Below are 20,728 nucleotides of genomic sequence, written 5' to 3'. Positions count from 1 at the left end.
TTTTCAACTTTGGGAAGAAAAGATGACAATGCTATTGACAAATCTAACAAACTTTCAGAATATTCTAGTTAGACACAAAATTAAAGGGGGATATTTCGCCTATGGAATTTATTTCACATATTGTAGATACAATGAACGGTTTTTTATGGGGGCCTCCGCTTTTGATTCTCATTGTTGGAACAGGGATTTATTTGACTTTCAGGCTGGCTTTTTTGCAGGTCAGACTTTTGCCTTACTCTTTAAAGCTCGCCTTTTCAAGGCATCAGGATAAATCCTCCGAAGGCGATATTTCCCACTTTCAGGCGCTGATGACCGCCCTTGCCGCTACGGTCGGCACAGGGAATATCGTCGGCGTCGCCTCAGCTGTTATTGCCGGCGGGCCGGGCGCCGTATTTTGGATGTGGCTCGCCGCCTTCTTCGGAATGGCGACGAAATATGCTGAAGCGGTGCTTGCTGTCAGATTCCGCGTGAAAGATAAAAACGGCGAAATGTCAGGCGGTCCGATGTATTATTTGGAACACGGCCTCAAGCAAAAGTGGCTTGGCGTGTTATTTGCCATATTCGGGGCGCTTGCCGCTTTTGGAATAGGCAATATGGTTCAGTCAAATTCTGTATCCGGAGTCATGAGCTCCACTTTTTCCGTTCCTGCCTGGGTAACCGGCATTATTGTCACGACTTTTACCGCCCTTGTCATTCTCGGGGGAATTAAAAGCATCGGCAGAGTCACCTCGCTGTTCGTGCCGGTCATGGCTTTATTTTATGTCATCGCCGGATTGATCATTCTTGTCACAAACTTTGAACTTGTCCCCGGCGCTGTCGGTTTAATTTTCTCTGACGCGTTTACCGGGCAAGCCGTGGCAGGAGGCGCGATCGGAACCGTGATCCGCTGGGGCGTAGCGCGGGGCGTATTTTCAAATGAAGCAGGTCTCGGCTCGGCGCCGATCGCCGCAGCCGCGGCAAAAACCGATATGCCGGCCCGCCAGGCGCTTGTCTCTATGACCCAGGTTTTCATCGACACATTGATTGTCTGTTCGATTACGGGGATATCAATTGTCATGGGAAATATGTATCTGACAGAAAAAACCGATGCCCTGACATCGATGACATTCGCACACTTTCTTGGTCCTGCGGGATCGACAATCGTCGCGATCGGACTGCTGCTGTTCGCCTACTCGACGATTTTGGGCTGGTCGTACTACGGAGAAAAATGCTTCACCTACCTGCTGAATGAAAAATATGCGATCGTCTATCGTATCATCTTTGTGATCGCCGTCTTTTTCGGAGCGGTCTTTAAAAATGACTTCGTCTGGGCGCTTGCCGATATGCTGAACGGCCTGATGGCAATTCCGAACCTGATCGGCCTGCTCGGTTTGACAGGCATTGTCGTCTATGAATCCAAACAGATCCTCGCCAAAATCAAAGCCGAAAAAGAAGAAAAGCAAAACAGCGTATCTGTTTAAGCCAAATGCTTTTTGACAGCCGTCCTTTTCTTCTCGCTTAATTCTGTTACAATAAAGACTACGAAATCAGTGAGAAAGGATGTGCCTTCTTGTCAGATCAAAAAACAGCCGAGCTGAACAAAATGATCGAAGAGATCTCACAGAAATTAAACATGCTGAACATCGGCGTCATTAAAGCTGAAGACTTCAGCAATGAAAAGCTTGAAGACCTTGAATACCTGCACCAAATGGTGATGAAAAAGAAATCTTTCAGTCCGAGCGAAATGCAGGCAATCGCAGAGGAACTGGCCGCACTCCGAAAATAAACATAAAAAAAGACCGGAAATCTATTCCGGTCTTTTTTCATCAGCCGAGCAGCTTCAAAGATTCTCGTGTAAACGCAGGGATGTCGTCAGGCGTCCGGCTTGTGACAAGCTGGTTCTGGCAGACGACAACTTCCTCGTCCTTAAATTTGACCCCGGCGTTTTCCAAATCGACTTGAATCGATGTGTAGCCTGTCGCACCGCGACCGTCCAGAGCCTTGGCGGTGATTAAAAGCTGCGGGCCGTGGCAGATCGCAAACACCGGTTTTTTGTCATCCATAAAGGATTTTGCAAACGATACGAAACGCTGGTCGGCTCTAAGAATATCCGGCGAAAATCCGCCCGGAATCAACAATGCGTCAAAATCAGCCGGGCTGACTTCGTCAATGGACGCATCTGTTTCCACTTGCGCCTCGCCTTGTTTGCCTTTCAGCGTTTTGCCTTTTTCTTTTTCAATAACCGTAAGCTGGTGTCCGGCGTCTTTGAACGCTTTCGCAGGCTCGGTATACTCCGAATCCTCAAAGTAATCTGTCAGAACAACTGCAATTTTTTTGCTCATATTGATCACCCTCCCAGAAGCTTCTGTCTACATAAATCTATTTACCCCTGCCACACTAAATAAAACATCCCCACGCCCTCGCGACAAAGTACCTAAGTCACCCGGCAGACAGAGACAGACTTTGGAATCATTTTCTGAGTGTTTACAATATTCGCAACGAAAGTTCTACAAAACTTTACAAAAAGTTCTTACAATAGAAATTGTTACTCTAATCTGAAAGGTGGAGAAATGGTGGGAATACAGAAAAGACGGTTTTCAAGGAAAAACATTCTCCGTATTCTGCTAACCTCAGTGATGATACTCAGTTTACTCATGCCAAACACCCAGACATATGCAGAAGAACAAAACGAACACCCGCTGATCAGCCTCAGCATCTTGGGTACGACAGATATCCACGCCCATATGATGGATTATGACTACTATGCCGACAAAGAAACGGCTGAATTCGGACTGGCACGAACGGCTCAGCTGATCGAAAAGTACCGGAGCCGGAATCCTAACACGATTCTTGTCGACAACGGCGACTTAATTCAAGGAAACCCTCTAGGGGAATACATCTTCAAACATGAACGTGAATCGATTATCTCCGGAACGAAAACACACCCGATCATTGATGTCATGAACAAACTGCAATATGACGCCGGCACGCTCGGAAACCACGAATTCAACTACGGCCTTGAATTCCTTGACGGCACGATAAAAGGGGCCGAATTTCCCATCGTCAATGCCAATATTAAAACACCGGACGGAAAGAACAAATATACGCCATATCATATTGAAGACCGGACGCTGACGGATGAAAGCGGCCGAAAGCACCAGCTTAAAGTCGGCTATATCGGCTTCGTTCCGCCTCAGATTTTAACATGGGATAAAAAGCACCTGGACGGCAAAATCACAGTGCAGGACATCACCGAATCAGCAAAAGAAACGATTCCAAAAATGAAACAGGAAGGCGCCGACGTGATCATCGCGATCGCCCACTCCGGAATTGAAAATGGCGAACAGGCGGCGGGAGCCGAAAACGCCGTATACGACCTGGCTCTCAAGACGGAAGGAATAGATGCGATCATCTCCGGACATCAGCACGGTCTGTTCCCCGGCACCGACTATCCCGGTAACGGCGTGATCGACAACCAAAAAGGAACGATCAACGGCATTCCTGTCGTCATGCCGAAGAACTGGGGCAGCCATTTAGGAATTATCGATATGCAGCTTGAACTGGACGGCGGCAAATGGAAAGTGAAAGATGCCAGCGCAAAAACGGAAGCGATTGCCGGAAATGTGACGTCGCGAAACGAAACCGTCGTTTCCGCGATTAAAGATACGCACGAAAAAACGCTCGAATACGTCCGCGCGCCGGTTGGCCAAACAGAAGCTGATATTAACAGCTTTTTCGCGCAGGTAAAAGACGATCCTTCAATCCAGATTGTCACAGATGCACAAAAATGGTATGCGGAAGATGTCATGAAGGGAACGGAATACGAAAACCTGCCGATTTTATCAGCGGGCGCGCCGTTCAAAGCAGGAGGACGCAACGGTGCTGATTATTATACAAACATTAAAGCAGGAAACCTTGCGATCAAAAACATCGGCGATTTGTATTTGTACGACAATACGCTCTATATCGTCAAACTGACGGGAAGCGAAGTGAAGGACTGGATCGAAATGTCGGCCGGGCAGTTCAATCAGATCGATCCTTCAAAATCGGGTGAACAGGCGCTCCTCAACCCCGATTTCAGGTCGTATAATTTCGATGTCATTGACGGTGTGACCTACCAGATCGATGTCACACAGCCTGCAAAATACAATGCCTCAGGCGGGGTGAAAAATCCGCAGGCGAACCGCGTCAAACAGTTGTCTTACAACGGAAAACCCGTCCGCGACGACCAGGAATTCCTTGTCGTCACAAATAATTACCGCGCCTCCGGGGGCGGCGGATTCCCGCATCTGACTCAGGACAAAGTCGTTTATGCGGCGGCTGATGAAAACAGGCAGGTGCTCATGAACTACATTATGGAGAAGAAAACGGTCAATCCCGCCGCCGACAACAACTGGTCGATCGCTCCGATTAAAGGAGCCGACGTGACATTCGAGTCTTCCCTCCTTGCCAAACCGTTTGCTGAAAAAGCGAATGACATCGATTTTGTCAGGGAATCCGAAAACAAAGGATATGGCGTCTATAAGCTGAACTTTGACGGTTCAGAGCCTCCAGTTGATGATGAAAACTGGACATTAACCGTCATGCACACGAACGACACGCATGCCCACCTTGATGGAGCGGCAAGGCGCGCTGCCAAAGTGAAAGAAATCCGCAGTGAAACAGAAAACAATGTGCTGCTCGATGCCGGCGACGTCTTTTCCGGCGATCTGTATTTTACAAAATGGAACGGACTCGCCGATTTGAAACTGATGAACATGATGGGCTATGACGCCATGACCTTCGGCAACCATGAATTTGATAAAGGGCCTAAAGTGCTCGCAGACTTTCTCAGCGGAAACTATACAGCCGTCGACCCGTTAAACAGACACCAGCTGGAAAAGCCCGATTTTCCGATCGTCAGCTCCAATGTGGATGTATCAAAAGAGCCGAAGCTGCGAAGCTTTCAGAAAGAGCCTGCAGTCTTAGCAGCGGGAAAAAAGAAAGAAAGCGGCATCTATCCTTATATTCTGCTTGATGTAAACGGCGAACAAGTCGGCGTATTCGGCTTGACGACGGAAGATACGTCATATACATCAAGCCCCGGTCCGAACATTGCGTTTCATGACGCTTATCAGTCAGCAGAGAAAACGGTGAAGGAACTGAAAGAAAAAGAAAAGGTCAACAAAATCATCGCCCTCACCCACCTCGGCTACAACCGGGATCTGGAGCTTGCCAAGAAAGTGAAGGGCATCGATTTGATTATCGGCGGGCATACGCATACACTTGTCGATCACTTGAAAGTGGTGGAGAACGAAGAACCGACAATCGTCGCTCAAGTGAAAGACTACGGACAGTTTTTGGGAAGGGTCGATGTGGTGTTTGATGAGAACGGCGTCGTTCAAACGGACCAATCAAGGTTCAATTTGATCGCGATCGACGACAAAGTGGACGAAGACCCTCCTGGGAAAGAAGTGCTTGACGGCTTTAAAGAAGATATTGACGAACTGAAAAAGAAAAAAGTAGGCTATGCCGATGTCCCGCTGGACGGAAAACGCGAGCATGTCCGCTCAAAAGAAACCAACCTCGGCAATTTTATCGCGGACGGCATGCTGAAGAAAGCAAAACAAGCCGGCGGAGCTGACATCGCCATCACAAACGGCGGCGGAATCAGAAGCGGTATTGCCAAAGGCGAAATCACACTCGGCGATGTGCTGACGGTCATGCCGTTCGGCAACACCCTTTATGCCGCTGATTTGACGGGGGCGCAAATCAAAGAAGCGCTTGAGCACGGGGTGAGCCAAGTCGAAGAAGGCGGAGGCGCGTTTCCGCATGTTTCGGGTCTATCCTTCACCTTTACACTGAGCAAGCCAAAAGGTGAGCGAATCCTTGATGTGAACCTAGTCAATGACAAAGGGGACGCTGTTCCGCTCGATTTGGACAAAACCTACCGTGTCGCTACAAATAACTTCATGGGCGGCGGCGGAGACGGCTATTCCGTTTTTAAAGAAGCGAAAAACGGTGTCGATCTCGGCTTTACCGATTACGACATTTTTACAGAGCAGCTTGCCTTATACGATTCTGTTTCACCGAACATCGAGAACAGAATCACAGAAGTGTTCCTTCCCGACCGTCAGGCAGACGGCTCTTGGACGCTTGCGGAAAAGCCGTTCGAAACATACGCGAAAAACGCAAATCAGGCGATTGCCTATTTCCCTGACACAGAAAAGGAACACATCATGCTGAATATGACAAAAGCACAGACTGACCTTGTCAAAGAAAGAACCGGTGATCCAAGCATCACCCTGAAAAACGATCGCATTGCGATGCAGCTTCCAGCCGTTAATCTGGCAAGCGAAAAGACAAAAATCAGCATTAAAATCGCCAAGGATATCAAACAGGCGGTCACAAAGGTATATGATTTCAACATTCAGCAGAATGGTAAAACGGTCAGCACATTTAAAGAGCCTGTCGGACTGTTGTTCCAAGTCGATGCTCCTGATAAACATTTGAGCGTCTATTATGTCGACCGCAAAAACAACAGCTTCACAAAAGTAACAAACGGCTATACGAAAGGCCGTACCGTTGCAGGCTATGTCGACCATTTCAGCGAGTATACCGTGATGAATGACAATGATGCCGGGTCGCCTTCCCTTCCGACGGGTTCCGGCGATGATGACACTCCGGATGGCGGCAGCGGCGGTGAACCCCCTGCTTCGCCCGGCGCCGGCAGCGGCGGAGACGGATCAGGCGGTCATGACAGCGGCGGAGCAGATGACGGAAATGAACCTTCCGATGGTTCAAACGGCGGTTTTTTGCCTGACACCGCTTCAAACGCCTATCATTGGCTGATGCTCGGCCTGCTGTTGCTTATATCCGGAAGCGGCCTGTACCTTTACCAAAGGAAGCGGCGCAAGCTCCAGATCTAAATATAAAAAGTGCGGTCTGCTTATGCAGAACCGCACTTTTCTTATTCGACCCATTTCACGATTTGATCAAGCGCCCGTCTCGTCTTCGGACGCGGCTCTTTCACACGGTATCCGAAAGCGGCCATGACCGAGATGTCAAAGCGGCCATCCTCCAACACCCCTTCTTTTTCAAGGATGTCGTGGACTTTGTCGTAGTTAAAGCCTTCAATCGGGCAGGAGTCAATGCCGATCAAAGCGGCAGCCGTCATCATGTTGGCGAGCGCGATGTACGTTTGCTTTGATACCCAGTCAAACATCGCCCTGTCGCTTTCGTACAAATGAAAATCGCCGTCTTGGAAACTTTCCAGAACGCCGTCTTCTTTCAGCATATTTTCAATGATGTCCTCCGGCATTTTTTTCACATGCTTTAATTGATCTGCAACATAGCCGGAATCACGTCGCATTTCCTTAGCCGTGCGTCCGAGCAGCAAAACGAAATGGCTGGCTGTCGGAAGCTGCCCCTGTGCACCCCATGAGACTTGACGCAGTTTTTCACGCAGCTCTTTATTTTGGACGACGACAAATTGCCACGGTTCGAGGCCGACCGAGCTTGGCGACAGTCTGCCCGCTTCTAAAATGAACTGAAAATCCTCATCTGATATCTTTCTGTCCGGATCAAATTCTTTTGTCGCATGTCTAAATTGGAATGCGTCAAGAATCTCTTGCTTCTTGGATTGCTCTGTCATATTATGTTCTCTCCTTTTCTCTATAGTTTATATTCCTTTCTCAATTTCATTCTAATCATTATAATAGCAATAAGAAAGTACGCACATTTTTGTGGCATAGTATCATTTTTTATACTAAGGAGAGAAGAAAATGAAAAAACATCCGGCAGCATGCGAAGCACCGGACGGTTATTCATGTCCGGTGGAAGCAACGATCGATATCATCGGCGGCAAATGGAAAAGCGTCATTCTGTATCACTTGATCGATGATAAAAAACGCTTTAATGAACTGCGGCGCTTAATTCCCGGCGTGACTCAGCGGATGCTGACCCTCCAGCTTCGAGAGCTTGAGCGCGACGGCATCGTCTGCCGTACAATTTACAAACAGGTTCCTCCGAAAGTCGAGTACAGTTTAACCGAGTTCGGCAAGACGCTGATCCCGATCATCCGGCAAATGATGAATTGGGGAACGTCCTACGCCGGCAAAATCAAGGAAGCGCGCCAAAGATCGGCAGCCGCTGAAAAACTGGAATCGCAAGGCTAATTGGCCGGCTCGATTTTCAAGATAAAGTCTTTGATTTTATTTAAGTATTCCTCAGGATTGTGGCGAAATCCGCCGACATGTCCGGCGCCTTCAATCCAGTACAGTTTCTTGAATCCCTTTTTCCTCTCATACAGGCTTTTGGCCATTTCCGGCGGAACAAGCTGATCCTTTGTGCCGTGGATGATCAACAGCGGCGTGTCTGACTGCTCAAGGTTGCTGACCGGCGATATATCAGCAAGGCTCCAGCCGTGGCGCCGCTTGATCAGCCCGCTTGCCAACGGGATGAGAAACGGCACGGACAATTTGACGGCGGCTTTCAGCTGAAAGCGGCATAGCTCTGTTAAATCGCTGAAGCAGGAATCGGCAATACAAAACTTGATTCTCCGATCCTGTTTCATCAGCTCGATGGCAGCCGCCGCTCCGAGCGATTCGCCAAGCACCCCGATCCAAAGATCTTTGCCGAACCTGTTCTCAAGCTCGTCAGCCCACCTCGCCAAATCATCCTTTTCGTAAAACCCGTAGGAAACGTGTGAACCGCCGCTCAACCCGTGGCACCTGCTGTCGCAAAGCAGGACATTGTAGCCGATGGACTGAAACAGCTCGACGTATTTATACCCGCCAAACAGCGACCACTTGATGCCGTGGGAGATGATGACGGCTTTCCTGCTCTTTTGAACGGGAAATAGCAGCGCATGCAGCCGGCATCCATCCCCTGCTGTCAAAAACAGCTCTTCTTTGTCGTGGGACTCAAACACGTCATCGATGATCTCGCCGTGTTTGAGTCCGCTGAAAAAAGTTTCTTCATATGTGCTCCGGTTCGGCAAAACAAACAAATAGCTGACAATCAGACTGACGGCGAAAATACTGATCCCAATCCCAGAGACCATCAACAGAATTCCGATCCACACGGCCCTCACCCTTTTCGTTCTTGTTTTAACTTATTGTATTCCGAACGGATCTGGGCGTGAGTCGCTGCAGAAAAATTGATTCAGGAGCGCCCGTTTCCGAGCTGGATGACTTTTGCTTTTCCGGCTGCTTCCCTCAGCACTCCTCTCGTATCAAATATCACGTTTGCATGGTTTAATAACAGCTCTTTCGGGAGTGCGTCATGATCAGTTAAAATGACAACACAGTCATACTCTTTCAGCATCTTTGAATCTATCGGCACGCTTGCTAGCTTTTTGCCGCTGAGGTCGAGGTCCGGAACGTGCGGATCATGGTAGGAAACATCTGCTCCCATGCCGATCAGCTTCTCTATAATATCAAGCGATTTTGATTCGCGGACATCCGCGATATTTCGTTTATAGGTGACGCCGTAGATTAAGATGCGGGCGTCTGTCGCCTTGTCTTTCCCTGCCAGCTGCAAGGAGCGCTCTGAAATATAGCGGACGATTCTATCATTTGTCGCTTCCGACAGCTCGATAAAGTCGCTCGATAATCCGCTTTGTTTCATGACAAACTGCAAATACAGCGGGTCGACGGGGATGCAATGGCCGCCGATGCCGGGGCCTGGATAAAAAGCCGCAAACCCATACGGCTTCGTGCTTGCCGCCTCGATGACTTCCCACACATTCACCCCGAGCCTGTCGCATATCATCGCGAATTCATTAATGAATGAAATATTAATAAACCGGTACGTATTTTCGAGCAGCTTTGTCAGCTCCGCTGTTTCTGGCGATGTAACAGGCACAACCTCTTCATAAATGCCGCTGTATAATTGATGCACCTTTTCAAGGCATGCATCCGTCGCTCCTCCCACTACCTTCGGCACGACCTCAATCGGGAACTGATTGCCCGGATCAACGCGTTCTGGAGAATAAGCCAAGTAAAAATCCTTCCCGCATACAAGGCCGCTTTTTTCCAGGATCGGTTTGACGATGTCTCTTGTCGTACCCGGATATGTCGAGCTTTCCAACACGACGAGCTGCCCTTTTTTCAAGTGCGCTCCAATCAATTGCGCCGCTCTTTTCACATAATTCAAATCAGGACCCGCATCATCATTCAAAGGCGTCGGCACGCAGATGATGACGGCATCCGCTTCACCGATTAAACTGTAGTCCGAAACAGGACGAAAGAAACCGGTGCCTATTCCGTCCTGCACCGCTTGATCGTTTATATCCGAAATATAGCTGGTTCCTTTCCGCAATGCCTCGACTTTCTTTTTGTCCAAATCAACACCGATAACCCGCATTCCTTTTGATATCAACAACATGGCCAAGGGCAGACCGACAAACCCCAAGCCGATGACCGCTATCGTTTCGTTATGAATTTCCTGTTTGCTCATTTATCAACTCGCCCCTTCTGTACATTCCTTTAATAAACTATGTTTCAAATCTTTTTTTGAAAGGGACGATCTACCAAAACAAAACCTATTTATTTTTCATATCAGTTGTTTGAAATGAAGAAAGAGGCAGCTGCACCGGTTGCTTCTGCAGCACAGATTGATAGATTCCAAAGATGGTTTCAATCGCCTTTTTTCCTTCATAGCCGTCAACCAATAGCGTGTCTTGGCGCTTGAGGGCGCTTATAAAGTTTTGATACATTGCGGTTTGTTCGCCGCCGATGTCAATCAGCTTTGCCGCTTCTTCAGCATCCGCCTTCTCCCCGTGGATGTACCAGCGGCTGATCCGGTTTAATGCCGGACCTTCCAATGAAATCGTTCCATTTTCTCCAAAAATCGAGAGAGAGCTTCCGATATTGTTTGGCTGTGTGACGATATTCGCTTCTACTACACCTTTCGCCTGACTGGCAAACGTCAGAATACCGACAGCAACATCTTCCGTTTCTTTAGCTCCGGAGCCGCCCAGCATATCTCCGTAAACGCCTTTTACATCACCTAAAAACCATTGCAGCAGATCGATCAGATGTATCCCTTGATTGACCAGCATCCCGCCGTCTTTTTCCCAGCTTCCCCGCCAGGATGCCGCTTCATAATAAGCGGGGGACCTGTTTAAGCGGAGCGATACCGTGCCCAAGTAGATCTTTCCCAGCTTTCCTTCCTCAATCGTTTCCTTCAGTTTTTTCATGATCGGCCGGTGGCGCATCTGGTGGCAGACCATGAGCTTCAGCCCGTTCTGCTCCGCCAGTTCTATAAGCTCATCGGCATCCCGTAATGACAAGGTCATCGGTTTTTCGACGATGACGTGCTTGCCTGCCAGCAGCGCATGTTTGGCCATTTCGGCGTGCAGTCCCGAAACCGCCGCAATAATGACCGCTTCAATTTTAGGATCTGAAAGCAGCGCTTGATACTGCGGATAGCGGGTCATTCGGCTTTCCTCACCGGCGAGGGAAGCATAGTATTCTTCCGCTTCCTTCATTCTTTCTTCCTGCAAATCACTGACGGCCGACAACTTTGCATCATCGCACTCGGCCAGTGCTTGAAGATGTTTTCTTGACATATAGCCGCAGCCGATTAAACCAAAATGAACCGTCACTTTTCCCCTCCTCCTTTTTTCAGCAGCGCAGAAATAATCTGATCTTGTTCCTCGGCGGCTAGAAAAGGATCCATCGGAATGGCGAAAAGGGTTTCGGACAAGGACTCGGCTATAGGAAAATCGCCTTTTTTGTACTGCAGTGAAGAATAGACCGATTGCAGATGAAGGCAGCAAGGATAATACACACCTGAATGAATGTCCTGCTCTTTCAGCGATTGTATGATGTAGTCGCGGTTTTTCGCGCCGATACAATAGAGATGATAGATATGTGTGCGGTCCTCTTTCTCTGCCGGCAGTGTGAGGTGCTCCGCCGTTTTCAAACCTTCTCTGTAGCGGCTGGCCACTCTTCTTCTTTGTTCATTCCAGCCGTCGATTTTCTCAAGAAGAATGAGTAAAGCTGCGGCGTGTAATTCATCAAGACGGCTGTTGAAACCGATTTTGTCATGGAAGTATTTTTTGCTAGTGCCATGGGTTCTGAGTGTTCTTAATTGCCGGGCTGCATCCGGGTCTGAAATCGTCACCATTCCCCCGTCTCCCAATGTTCCCAAGTTTTTTGTAGGGAAAAATGAAAAACAGGCGGCATCCCCGATGCTGCCGACAGGCCGCTCTTTATACGATGCGCCGAACGCTTGGCAGGCATCCTCAATCACAAGCAGTCCGTGTTTTTTGGCAAGCTCCATGATCTCGTCCATATCAGCCGGCTGTCCGAAGATATGGACGGGAATGATCGCTTTAGTAGCAGGGGTGATCTTTTCTTCTATTTTTTTCGGATCAAGATTGTATGTTTCAGGATCGACATCAGCAAACACAGGTTCAGCCCCCACCCTTGAGACGGCTTCGGCGGTGGCGAAAAAAGTGAACGGGGTCGTAATCACTTCATCCCCTTTGCCGATGCCGAAAGCTTCAAGCGTCAGCACCAATGCATCCGTTCCGTTGGCGACCGCGACCGCTTCTTTTACACCAAGCTTTTCAGCTATTCTTTTCTCTAATTCTTCAACCTTTGGCCCCAATATATATTGGCCGCTGTCCAGCACATGTTCAAACTCTTTTAAAATATCCTGTTTTACTGTTTGAAATTGACGTTTTAAATTGACTAACGGGATCATCCTTTGTTCCTCCTCTAAATTCAAAAAGTTCCAAAATAAGTTATGATGCCTGCCGCTAAATTGGCACGGCTTGATTTTATTCATAAAAAAAAGACCTACTTGTTCAGTAAGTCTTTACAATGCTAATTGTTAATGCCTAATTTCCCTTCCAGCAGCTGTTTGTTATGAAGGACGGATTTGTCTTCGGGACGGTATTTCCTCGCCTCTTCATTATGATGATACGACTTTTCAAAGTCTCCTAAATTGTAATAGCACACACACATTTGCAAATGAGGGTACCAAGTATAGTATGCCGGATAGGTGAAGCTCCATTTATTTGAATCAGGCACCAATGTTGTGGCCAGCTCATACCAGTAGATAGCGGCCTTGTATTCCCGCCTCCGCTGAAAGTTATAGCCGATTCTTGAGCATGTTTCGGCACGAGGCGTTTTAGAAAATTCAAATGACTGGAACAGAGATCTCAGCTCATTGTCCATGTCGCCGAGAAAGCGGTGGCAGTCGGCTTTGTTGATGCAGGCGTATACTTTGTCTTCAATCCATCCTTCTTTCATTTCAATGTTTTTATTGTAGCTTTCAATCGCTTTTTCGTAGTGTCTGTTTTCTCTTAATTCATTACCGTAGTAAAAATAGTCGCGCGGGGTAAACGTGTCGCCGCGATCAATCTTCTTTTGGTAAATATTGAGGTTTCGTCCGACAGAGTGGCGGATTTTTTTATGCGTCACTGAAATATCGGCATTGATGATGTTCCCGAATACCTCCAAATATTGATGGCAGTCGCCTTTCCATTTAAAGTTCTTCTCCCTTTTCACCAGACGGTTGCGGCGGTACCTTAATGTCACATTTCCGAATTCGTCGGTTCCAGCATCATAGTACATAGACACGGAATCAACGGAAGGATCAAGCGTTTCCTTCAACTCTTTCAGTTTTTTCTGATCTTCTTCAAGCAAAACATCATCCGCATCCAGATAGAGAATATAATCCTTAGTGGCGTGTTTGAACGATTCATTGCGGGCAGCCGCAAAATCGCCGATCCATTCAAAGAAAAAGACGCGGTCTGTGTATCGCTTCGCAATCTCTACAGTTTTATCTGTCGACCCCGTATCAACAATATTAATCTCATCTACAATGTCTTTCACTGTATCAAGGCATCTCGCTAATACTTCTTCTTCATTTTTGACAATCATACATAGACTGATTGTAACCAAAGCCTTCACTCCCTGAGACTCTTTTTTAAAATCTACCCATAAAATATGAAACAGCAGCTGATCGCGTTTGTGCCACTATCACTGTTTTATATTTTCAAGGCTGCGCCATTTCCAAAGTATTTTTCATAGAACTTTCTTTTTTCGTTTGAATATAGATACTACTAGCGAAAATGTGTTTAACCAGGAGGTTTCAGATGGATAATGAATTGGAATATCTGCTAGACTCTGTTGGGCTTAGCTGGAGAGAAACTGAAATATCCCAACTGATTTTTCATCACAAATGGCACGATGCTGCGCAGAAGCTTGAAGAGAAGCTGAAAGCCGCTCCCTTCGATCCCGGCTTGCTGATAAGCGCTGCTTTTGTCTGTGAAAAAAAGCAGCAGGCTCAGAGAGCGTCTGAATTATATGATGATGCCCTCCTATTTGTCAGGCGCGAACATCGACCTCGCCTCATGAAGGAGAAAGAAGACCTTTTCAAAAAAATGGTCAGGCGTCCAAAAATCATTTTTTTCGTCAAACCGGATTTGGACCGGTTTTTGAATTCTGTCGTTGAGCACCTTTCCGGAACTTACCGGACAAAAAAAATCGTGGTTCATGACCTGAATCAAATCGACGCTGGCATGCAATGGGCGGATATTTGCTGGTTTGAATGGTGCGATGATTTATTGATCCACGGGAGCAAAGTCCCTTCTGCAGCGGCTAAAACATTAATATGCAGACTCCACAGCTATGAAGCATTTACTTTTTATATTAAAAAGGTATATTGGCAAGCGGTGGACCAAGTGATTTTTGACGGAGAGCATTTGCGGGAATACGTATTGGATCAAGTCAAGGCGTTGAAAAAAGAGAAAACGGCCGTCGTTCCAAATGGAATCAAGCTAGATCAATACACTTTTAAACAAAGGCAAAAAGGCTTTCACATCGCTTATGTCGGCTATATCAACTATAAAAAAGGGCCGATGCTTTTGCTGCAGGCTTTCAAAGCACTGATTGACAAAGACCCAAGATACAAACTGTTTATCGCCGGGACGTTTCAGGACGCCCGCTATCAGTTGTACTTCAAGCAAATGATTGATGAACTGCGGCTGACTGACAGCGTCCAATTTGACGGATGGCAGGATGATATGAATCAATACTTGGAAGATAAGCATTACCTGATTTGCACGAGCCTTCTTGAAAGTCAGCATATGTCGGCCATGGAAGCGATGGCTAAAGGCATAAAACCGCTGATTCACAATTTTTACGGCGCAAAGACGATATACGATGAATCAGTTGTTTGGAATACAATAGATGAATTCGTGGCCATGATCACAAGCGGTGATTATACATCTCTCCATTATCGGTCGTTTATTGAAGAGCATTATTCATATGACCTGAGCATGCGCAAAATTGAAGAGATGATTTCAGGCTTTGCAAAGCAGTCAGAGTTGACGGTTATGCCAAATCCGCCGCTGATTACGGTAGGCATCATCAACTATAATTACAGTAATTTTATTGATGAATGCCTTCAATCCGTTTTAAATCAACTCTACCCTAATATCGACATTCTGATCGTTGACGACCATTCAACTGACGACTCCATGCAAAAAATCAGCAGCTATCAAAAAACGCATCCGCACATTCGAACGATATGCCACAGCGAAAATACAAAACTTCCTGATCTCGCTTTTAAGGAAATCTTCCAAGAGGCAAAGGGAGAATATGTTTTGCTTTTAAGCGCAGATGATTTCCTCCCGCACAATTTGGTGATCCATGACTTTATGCAATGCTTTTTTGAAGAAGAGGGATTGGATTATGTTTACGGCGACCTTTTGCTCGTTGATCAACACGGGAAAAATGCGGGTCTGTGGACATATCAAGAGTATGGCGATGAGGAGCTGGTGAGGACTATTTTTCAAAGGGGCGGCTCAGGCATTGTCCCGATGGTGGGCATGTTTAAAGCATCTTATTATCAGCAAAAAGGCTTCACTTGGCTGGTTGATCCGCAAAAGCCGCTTGCAGGGGATGTGCTGAATTGTTTGGCCAACACGAAGCGCGGCTGGAAGCGGCGCTATTTAAAAAAACCTGTATTATGCTACCGCCGCCACCAAAAAAACATTTCCTACCAATTGCATAAAAGAATTCAATCGCTTGTGTACGTCATGGATTATATTGTGAAAGAATTTGACGAAAGCGTCTATTTTCCTCATATCAAATGGAAGGAGCTTGAGGAAAATCAAAGACAGTCCTTGAAATATTTCAGCATCGGAAAAACCTTTTGGAGAATGGCCCGGAGATACGCACAAAACGGATATACCCGGCATTTAGATCAAGACGCCAAAAAAGAATGCATTCAGCCGCTCCTGGATAAAATGGATGAATACTTCCAATTAAGCCTCGCTTCAGACAATCAGTATGAACGATATATGAAAAATATTAAAAAAATCCAGCTGATATAAGGCCTTCCGCTCTGTGGAAGGTTTTTCTCTTATACTCTCGCACAAATACACAGTCATATAGATTCATTTATACGTATGATAGAGCGCACAAAGTGTTTTTGTATTCTGTTATTTAAAAGGAGAAATTGAATCAGCATGATCGATGGGAGGTCATCATGAAAGATTTCAAATCAGATATCATTCATTGTCTGGAACAAAAAGAGTGGAACAAAGCCATGAAGCGCCTAAAGGAGTGGGAAGCCCAGGGATCGCATAACGAGCCTGACTTTTATTTTCTTCAAGCCTCTCTTTCTGTCTATCTCGGCCATGACTATAACGCTTGGCTGTGGCTCTGGAGAGGGCTTGATCTTTTTCCTGAAAACAGATCTTTAAATCTGCTGATGGGAAAAGTGTGCCTGCGCACCGGAAGGGAAAAAGAAAGCGCGGCCTATCTTCAAAAAGGAGATGGAGCAGAAACCGCAAGCTGGCCGAAGCTGGATCTTCCTGTTGACGAAAAAACCGAACCTCCGGCTGGGCAAATCCGCATTTTGCAAGGCACAATGGAAATCGCCAATCAAATGAATACCTTGGCTAAAGGGCTCTCACAGCATGGCGCGCTTGCCCACACTTTAAATTACTATCCGTATTATTTAAATTACGCTGCCGACTACACCTGGTCATTGCTGAAAGAACGCAATACGCCCGCCATGAATGCGAAGCTGAGAAGGCTTGCCAATGATCTCCTGCCATCCTATGATTTGTTCCATTTTCATTTCGGCACAAGCTTCACGCTGGACATGTCGGATTATCCCATTTTAAAACAGGCTGAGAAACCAATGGTCATGCATCATTGGGGCAGCGATGTGAGGCTTTATTCAACATTGGCTAAAACAAATCCATACGCCGTTGTCAAAACGAAAAACGAAGCTCGAATTCGATACCACCTCAAACGAATTTCCCAATATGTCCAGCACTGCATCGTCGCCGATATGGAGCTTTACGAGTATGTAAAAGACTATTATGAGCATGTCCACATGATTCCGACCATGATCCAGCTTGACCGCTATACTCCCGACTACAGGTCAAATGAAAAGCCGCTCATCGTTCATGCCCCCACCTCTCCCGGAATAAAAGGAACCCGCCACATCCTTAAGGCGGTTGAATCTTTAAAAGAAAAATACGATTTTCATTTTCACCTAGTACAAGGAGTTTCTCATGAACAGGCAAAGAAAATCTACCAAAAGGCTGATTTGATCATTGATCAGCTTCATATCGGCAGCTACGGATTATTTGCCGTCGAATCGATGGCAATGGGGAAACCCGTTATCTGCTGGATCAGTGATTTTATGAAGGATCACTATCCTTCCGAACTGCCTCTTATAAGAGCAAATCCCGCCAACATTACAGAGGTGATTGAAAATGTGCTTAAAAACCGGGATATGCTGCCGGAAATCGGCCAGAAAGGAAGAAAGTATGCAGAAGTTCATCATGATATGGTGAAAAACAGCAAAAAAACATTGGCTGTTTATCAGTCGCTACTTTCGGAATGAAGTTGAACAACTTTCCCGTCGCGGGATTTGTATGTAAAAAAAAACGAAACAAGCAGGTGAACAATTGATGAGCGATATGACAGAGTTATCCGGCCAGCATATTTTCATAACTGGCGGAGCAGGCTTTATCGGATCCTCTTTAATAGGAAAGCTGATAGAGCGCAACAGCGTCACCGTATATGACAATTTTTCAAGAGACTCCCTCCGGTATAAGCCTTACCGGGACCATCCTCACTTGAAAGTGCTGCAGGGAGACATTTTGGATTTGAACGCGCTTAAAAAGGCGATCCAGGGGGCCAGCCACATTGTCCACGCCGCCGGCATCGCTGGGATTGACACGGTCATTCAAAACCCGGTTAAAACGATGCAGGTCAACATGATCGGTTCAGCCAATCTGCTTGAAGCGGCTGCCGGTTTAACCGAATGCAAAAGGGTTGTCTGTTTCAGTACAAGCGAAGTGTTCGGCCAAATCGCTTTCAGAGCGCGCGAGACCAGTCATACTGTTTTAGGAGCGGTGGGAGAAGCCCGCTGGACATATGCTGTCAGCAAACTCGCCGAGGAGCATATGGCATATGCCTATTTTAAAGAACTTGGGCTTCCGACCGTCACCGTCCGCCCTTTTAATGTTTATGGACCGGAACAAGTCGGCGAAGGCGCCATCAAAACGATGGTTCACAGAGCTCTGTTAGATGAGCCGATCTATATTCACGGCGATGGAACGCAAATCCGGGCCTGGTGTTACGTAGATGACATGATCGACGGAATTTTGCGTTGTTTGACGATGAAGGAAGCCATCGGAGAGTCTTTCAACATCGGCAATGAACGCACTGTGATCACCGTATACGGATTGGCAAGCACGATTATCAGAGTTCTCGGATCAAAATCACAAATCTTCTTTGGGGAGAAAAAAGAAGCCGATATTGAACTGCGCATCCCTCAGGTCAATAAAGCAAAAGAGATGCTCGGTTTCAGCGCTAAAGTTGATCTGGAAGAAGGCATCAGAAGAACAGCTGAAAGCATTAAAAAAAATTTGGATCAATAAGAAAGGAGGCGCTATTGTTGAAACAATGGAAAAGCGAAGGAAAAGGTGAATTCACTCTTTCCCAGCTTGGGGGCTGTGGCGAAAATGTCGTTATCGAAGACGGGGTCCGCATTTTTCATCCGGAAAACATCTATATCGGAGATAACGTTTATATCGGCCATGACACGATTTTAAAAGGCTATTATAAGCATGACCTGATCATCGGTTCAAACAGCTGGATCGGGCAGCAATGTTTTATACACGGTGCCGGCGGGGTTACAATCGGAGAATTTGCAGGAATTGGTCCGAACGTCCGGATACATGCCGCTTACCATACCGATCCTGATAAACCCGACAGTACCATTTTGTTTTCGCCGCTTACATTCGCTCCTATTCATATTGAAGAAAACTGCAACATCGGGATCGGTGCGTCTATCCTAGCAGGCGTTACGATAGGCGCCCACTCCAAAATCGGAGCAAATGCCGTCGTCAATCGCAATATTCCCCCGTACAGCATAGCAGTAGGCGTGCCGGCAAAGGTGATTAAAAACCGAAGAATGAAAGATGAGGATCTCTCATGATCAGATTGATCGAGCCGTATATTACATTTGAAGAAGTGCAAGCAGAATTAAAGGAGATATTTTCCTCTGGCATGCTGACAAAAGGCCCTTATGTCAGAACATTTGCTGATCATATGAGACAGTATGTCAGTGCAAAGCATGCTTTTTTAACAACATCGGCAACAACGGCTTTATCGATGTGCCTTAAAAGCCTGAACGTGCAACCCGGAGATGAAGTAATCGTCTCAGACTTCTCGTTCCCCGCCACTGTCAATGTAATAGAAGATTTAGGAGCCAAGCCGGTTTTTGCCGATGTTGATCTTGAAACATTTAACATGCTTCCAGAAGAACTGGAAAGTCAAATCACGTCCCGTACAAAAGCCGTTCTTTTTGTAGATGCTCTTGGAAACCCGACAGGCATCACCAACATTAAGCAAATTTGTAAGGAGTACGGCTTACCCCTTGTGGATGATGCCGCTTGTGCGATCGGCAGCAGCGAATACGGCTGTAAATCCGGAAAAATTGCCGATCTCACCTGTTTCAGCTTTCACCCAAGAAAGCTGCTTACGACAGGCGAAGGCGGGGCAATTACAACCGACCGGGAAGAGTTGAAAGACTGGCTTTCGGTCAAATTAAACCATGGCGCTGCCATCTCTGACGGAAAATTGGATTTTATAGATTTCGGCTACAACTACAGATTATCCGATATCCAAGCCGCTCTTGGAATTAAACAGCTCCAAAAACTTGATGACATCATTCATCGGAGAAACCTTCAGCAGAAAGCATATAGTGAACAGCTTGAACCCCTCGGATTCCAAAGTCAAAAAATCGGTCCAGCCGTTGTACACAACATACAATCCGCCGTTTTCAAAGTTCCAAAAAACATCGTTCGCGACGAATTGATTCAATATTTGAGCGACTGCCATATAGAGTCGACTTTCGGCACTTATTGTTTAAGCGGCACTCCCTATTACCGCCGGAAATACCAACAGCTAAAATCGAATTCTCTCTTTCTTGAACAACATACGATTACCCTCCCTTGCCATGATGAAGTCGATTTAGATCATGTGGTTTCAGCCATACAATCATTTATCAAATTTAAGGTTGATTAGTTCAAAATATCCCGTTCACAGAGAATAGTGAACGGGATATTTTTTATTCTTAATACAAGAATAAAAAAACAGGTAGTAAACCATAGATTTACCACCTGATTCATTCACATAACAATACAGCGAACTTCCATGAAAAAAAACATTCACCTGTAGATTAAGAGACAGTTGGACCGAGAATATATGCAAAT

The 20,728-nt window shown here is 46.5% G+C and carries 16 protein-coding genes; 9 read left to right on the top strand and 7 right to left on the bottom strand.

Features of this window, described 5'->3' with window-relative positions:
- Positions 1-101: 101 nt before the first annotated feature.
- Complete coding sequence (locus TRNA_RS25575; RefSeq protein WP_003179786.1) at positions 102-1,460, top strand: alanine/glycine:cation symporter family protein; 1,359 nt, start codon at positions 102-104, stop codon at positions 1,458-1,460.
- 89 nt (positions 1,461-1,549) lie between these two features.
- Positions 1,550-1,765: a DUF1128 domain-containing protein gene (locus TRNA_RS25570; RefSeq protein WP_003179785.1), complete on the top strand. Its 216-nt coding sequence runs from the start codon at positions 1,550-1,552 to the stop codon at positions 1,763-1,765.
- 40 nt (positions 1,766-1,805) lie between these two features.
- On the opposite strand, the gene TRNA_RS25565 is transcribed toward TRNA_RS25570, so the two are convergent.
- Complete coding sequence (locus TRNA_RS25565) at positions 1,806-2,321, bottom strand: type 1 glutamine amidotransferase domain-containing protein (protein ID WP_003179783.1); 516 nt, start codon at positions 2,319-2,321, stop codon at positions 1,806-1,808.
- A 228-nt stretch (positions 2,322-2,549) separates the two neighbouring features.
- Between TRNA_RS25565 and TRNA_RS25560 the strand changes: the two genes are divergently transcribed.
- Positions 2,550-6,887 (top strand): multifunctional 2',3'-cyclic-nucleotide 2'-phosphodiesterase/3'-nucleotidase/5'-nucleotidase, encoded by a 4,338-nt coding sequence (locus TRNA_RS25560; protein WP_011197654.1) that lies wholly within the window; start codon positions 2,550-2,552, stop codon positions 6,885-6,887.
- 41 nt (positions 6,888-6,928) lie between these two features.
- On the opposite strand, the gene TRNA_RS25555 is transcribed toward TRNA_RS25560, so the two are convergent.
- Complete coding sequence (locus tag TRNA_RS25555; protein WP_003179779.1) at positions 6,929-7,612, bottom strand: NAD(P)H-dependent oxidoreductase; 684 nt, start codon at positions 7,610-7,612, stop codon at positions 6,929-6,931.
- Positions 7,613-7,742: 130 nt separating this feature from the next.
- Between TRNA_RS25555 and TRNA_RS25550 the strand changes: the two genes are divergently transcribed.
- Positions 7,743-8,135, top strand: coding sequence for a winged helix-turn-helix transcriptional regulator (locus tag TRNA_RS25550; protein WP_003179777.1), 393 nt, complete (start codon positions 7,743-7,745; stop codon positions 8,133-8,135).
- On the opposite strand, the gene TRNA_RS25545 is transcribed toward TRNA_RS25550, so the two are convergent.
- The 5 genes from TRNA_RS25545 to TRNA_RS25525 form a co-directional block, all read right to left on the bottom strand.
- On the bottom strand, positions 8,132-9,043 hold the full coding sequence (locus TRNA_RS25545; protein WP_011197653.1) for an alpha/beta hydrolase: 912 nt from the start codon (positions 9,041-9,043) through the stop codon (positions 8,132-8,134). The genes TRNA_RS25550 and TRNA_RS25545 overlap by 4 nt on opposite strands.
- A gap of 80 nt (positions 9,044-9,123) precedes the next feature.
- Positions 9,124-10,419 carry a nucleotide sugar dehydrogenase gene (locus TRNA_RS25540; RefSeq protein ID WP_011197652.1) on the bottom strand — a complete coding sequence of 432 codons (1,296 nt, stop codon included), beginning with the start codon at positions 10,417-10,419 and terminating at the stop codon, positions 9,124-9,126.
- A gap of 85 nt (positions 10,420-10,504) precedes the next feature.
- Complete coding sequence (locus TRNA_RS25535) at positions 10,505-11,569, bottom strand: Gfo/Idh/MocA family protein (RefSeq protein WP_003179771.1); 1,065 nt, start codon at positions 11,567-11,569, stop codon at positions 10,505-10,507.
- Positions 11,566-12,675: a DegT/DnrJ/EryC1/StrS family aminotransferase gene (locus TRNA_RS25530; RefSeq protein WP_003179769.1), complete on the bottom strand. Its 1,110-nt coding sequence runs from the start codon at positions 12,673-12,675 to the stop codon at positions 11,566-11,568. Before TRNA_RS25530 ends, TRNA_RS25535 begins: the two co-directional genes overlap by 4 nt.
- 122 nt (positions 12,676-12,797) lie before the next feature.
- Positions 12,798-13,880, bottom strand: a complete 1,083-nt coding sequence (locus TRNA_RS25525; RefSeq protein ID WP_003179768.1) for a glycosyltransferase — start codon at positions 13,878-13,880, stop codon at positions 12,798-12,800.
- Between the two features lie 194 nt (positions 13,881-14,074).
- On the opposite strand from TRNA_RS25525, the gene TRNA_RS25520 reads away from it, so the two are divergent.
- The 5 genes from TRNA_RS25520 (at position 14,075) to TRNA_RS25500 (ending at position 20,540) form a co-directional block, all read left to right on the top strand.
- Positions 14,075-16,318, top strand: a complete 2,244-nt coding sequence (locus tag TRNA_RS25520; RefSeq protein ID WP_011201585.1) for a glycosyltransferase — start codon at positions 14,075-14,077, stop codon at positions 16,316-16,318.
- A gap of 155 nt (positions 16,319-16,473) precedes the next feature.
- Positions 16,474-17,847 (top strand): glycosyltransferase, encoded by a 1,374-nt coding sequence (locus TRNA_RS25515; RefSeq protein ID WP_011197650.1) that lies wholly within the window; start codon positions 16,474-16,476, stop codon positions 17,845-17,847.
- Positions 17,848-17,914: 67 nt separating this feature from the next.
- Entirely contained in the window at positions 17,915-18,889 is a 975-nt protein-coding gene (locus TRNA_RS25510) for an NAD-dependent epimerase/dehydratase family protein (protein ID WP_011197649.1), read from the top strand.
- A gap of 17 nt (positions 18,890-18,906) precedes the next feature.
- Complete coding sequence (locus TRNA_RS25505) at positions 18,907-19,449, top strand: acyltransferase (RefSeq protein ID WP_011197648.1); 543 nt, start codon at positions 18,907-18,909, stop codon at positions 19,447-19,449.
- The gene (locus tag TRNA_RS25500; RefSeq protein WP_009329060.1) at positions 19,446-20,540 is read left to right on the top strand and encodes a DegT/DnrJ/EryC1/StrS family aminotransferase; all 1,095 of its coding nucleotides are present in this window, start codon (positions 19,446-19,448) and stop codon (positions 20,538-20,540) included. Before TRNA_RS25505 ends, TRNA_RS25500 begins: the two co-directional genes overlap by 4 nt.
- The last annotated feature ends 188 nt before the right edge of the window (positions 20,541-20,728 follow it).

The sequence above is a fragment of the Bacillus licheniformis DSM 13 = ATCC 14580 genome, assembly GCF_000011645.1.
Taxonomy (GTDB): domain Bacteria; phylum Bacillota; class Bacilli; order Bacillales; family Bacillaceae; genus Bacillus; species Bacillus licheniformis.
Note: the sequence above shows the minus strand (reverse complement) of the source record. Positions and strands in the feature narration are given on the sequence as shown.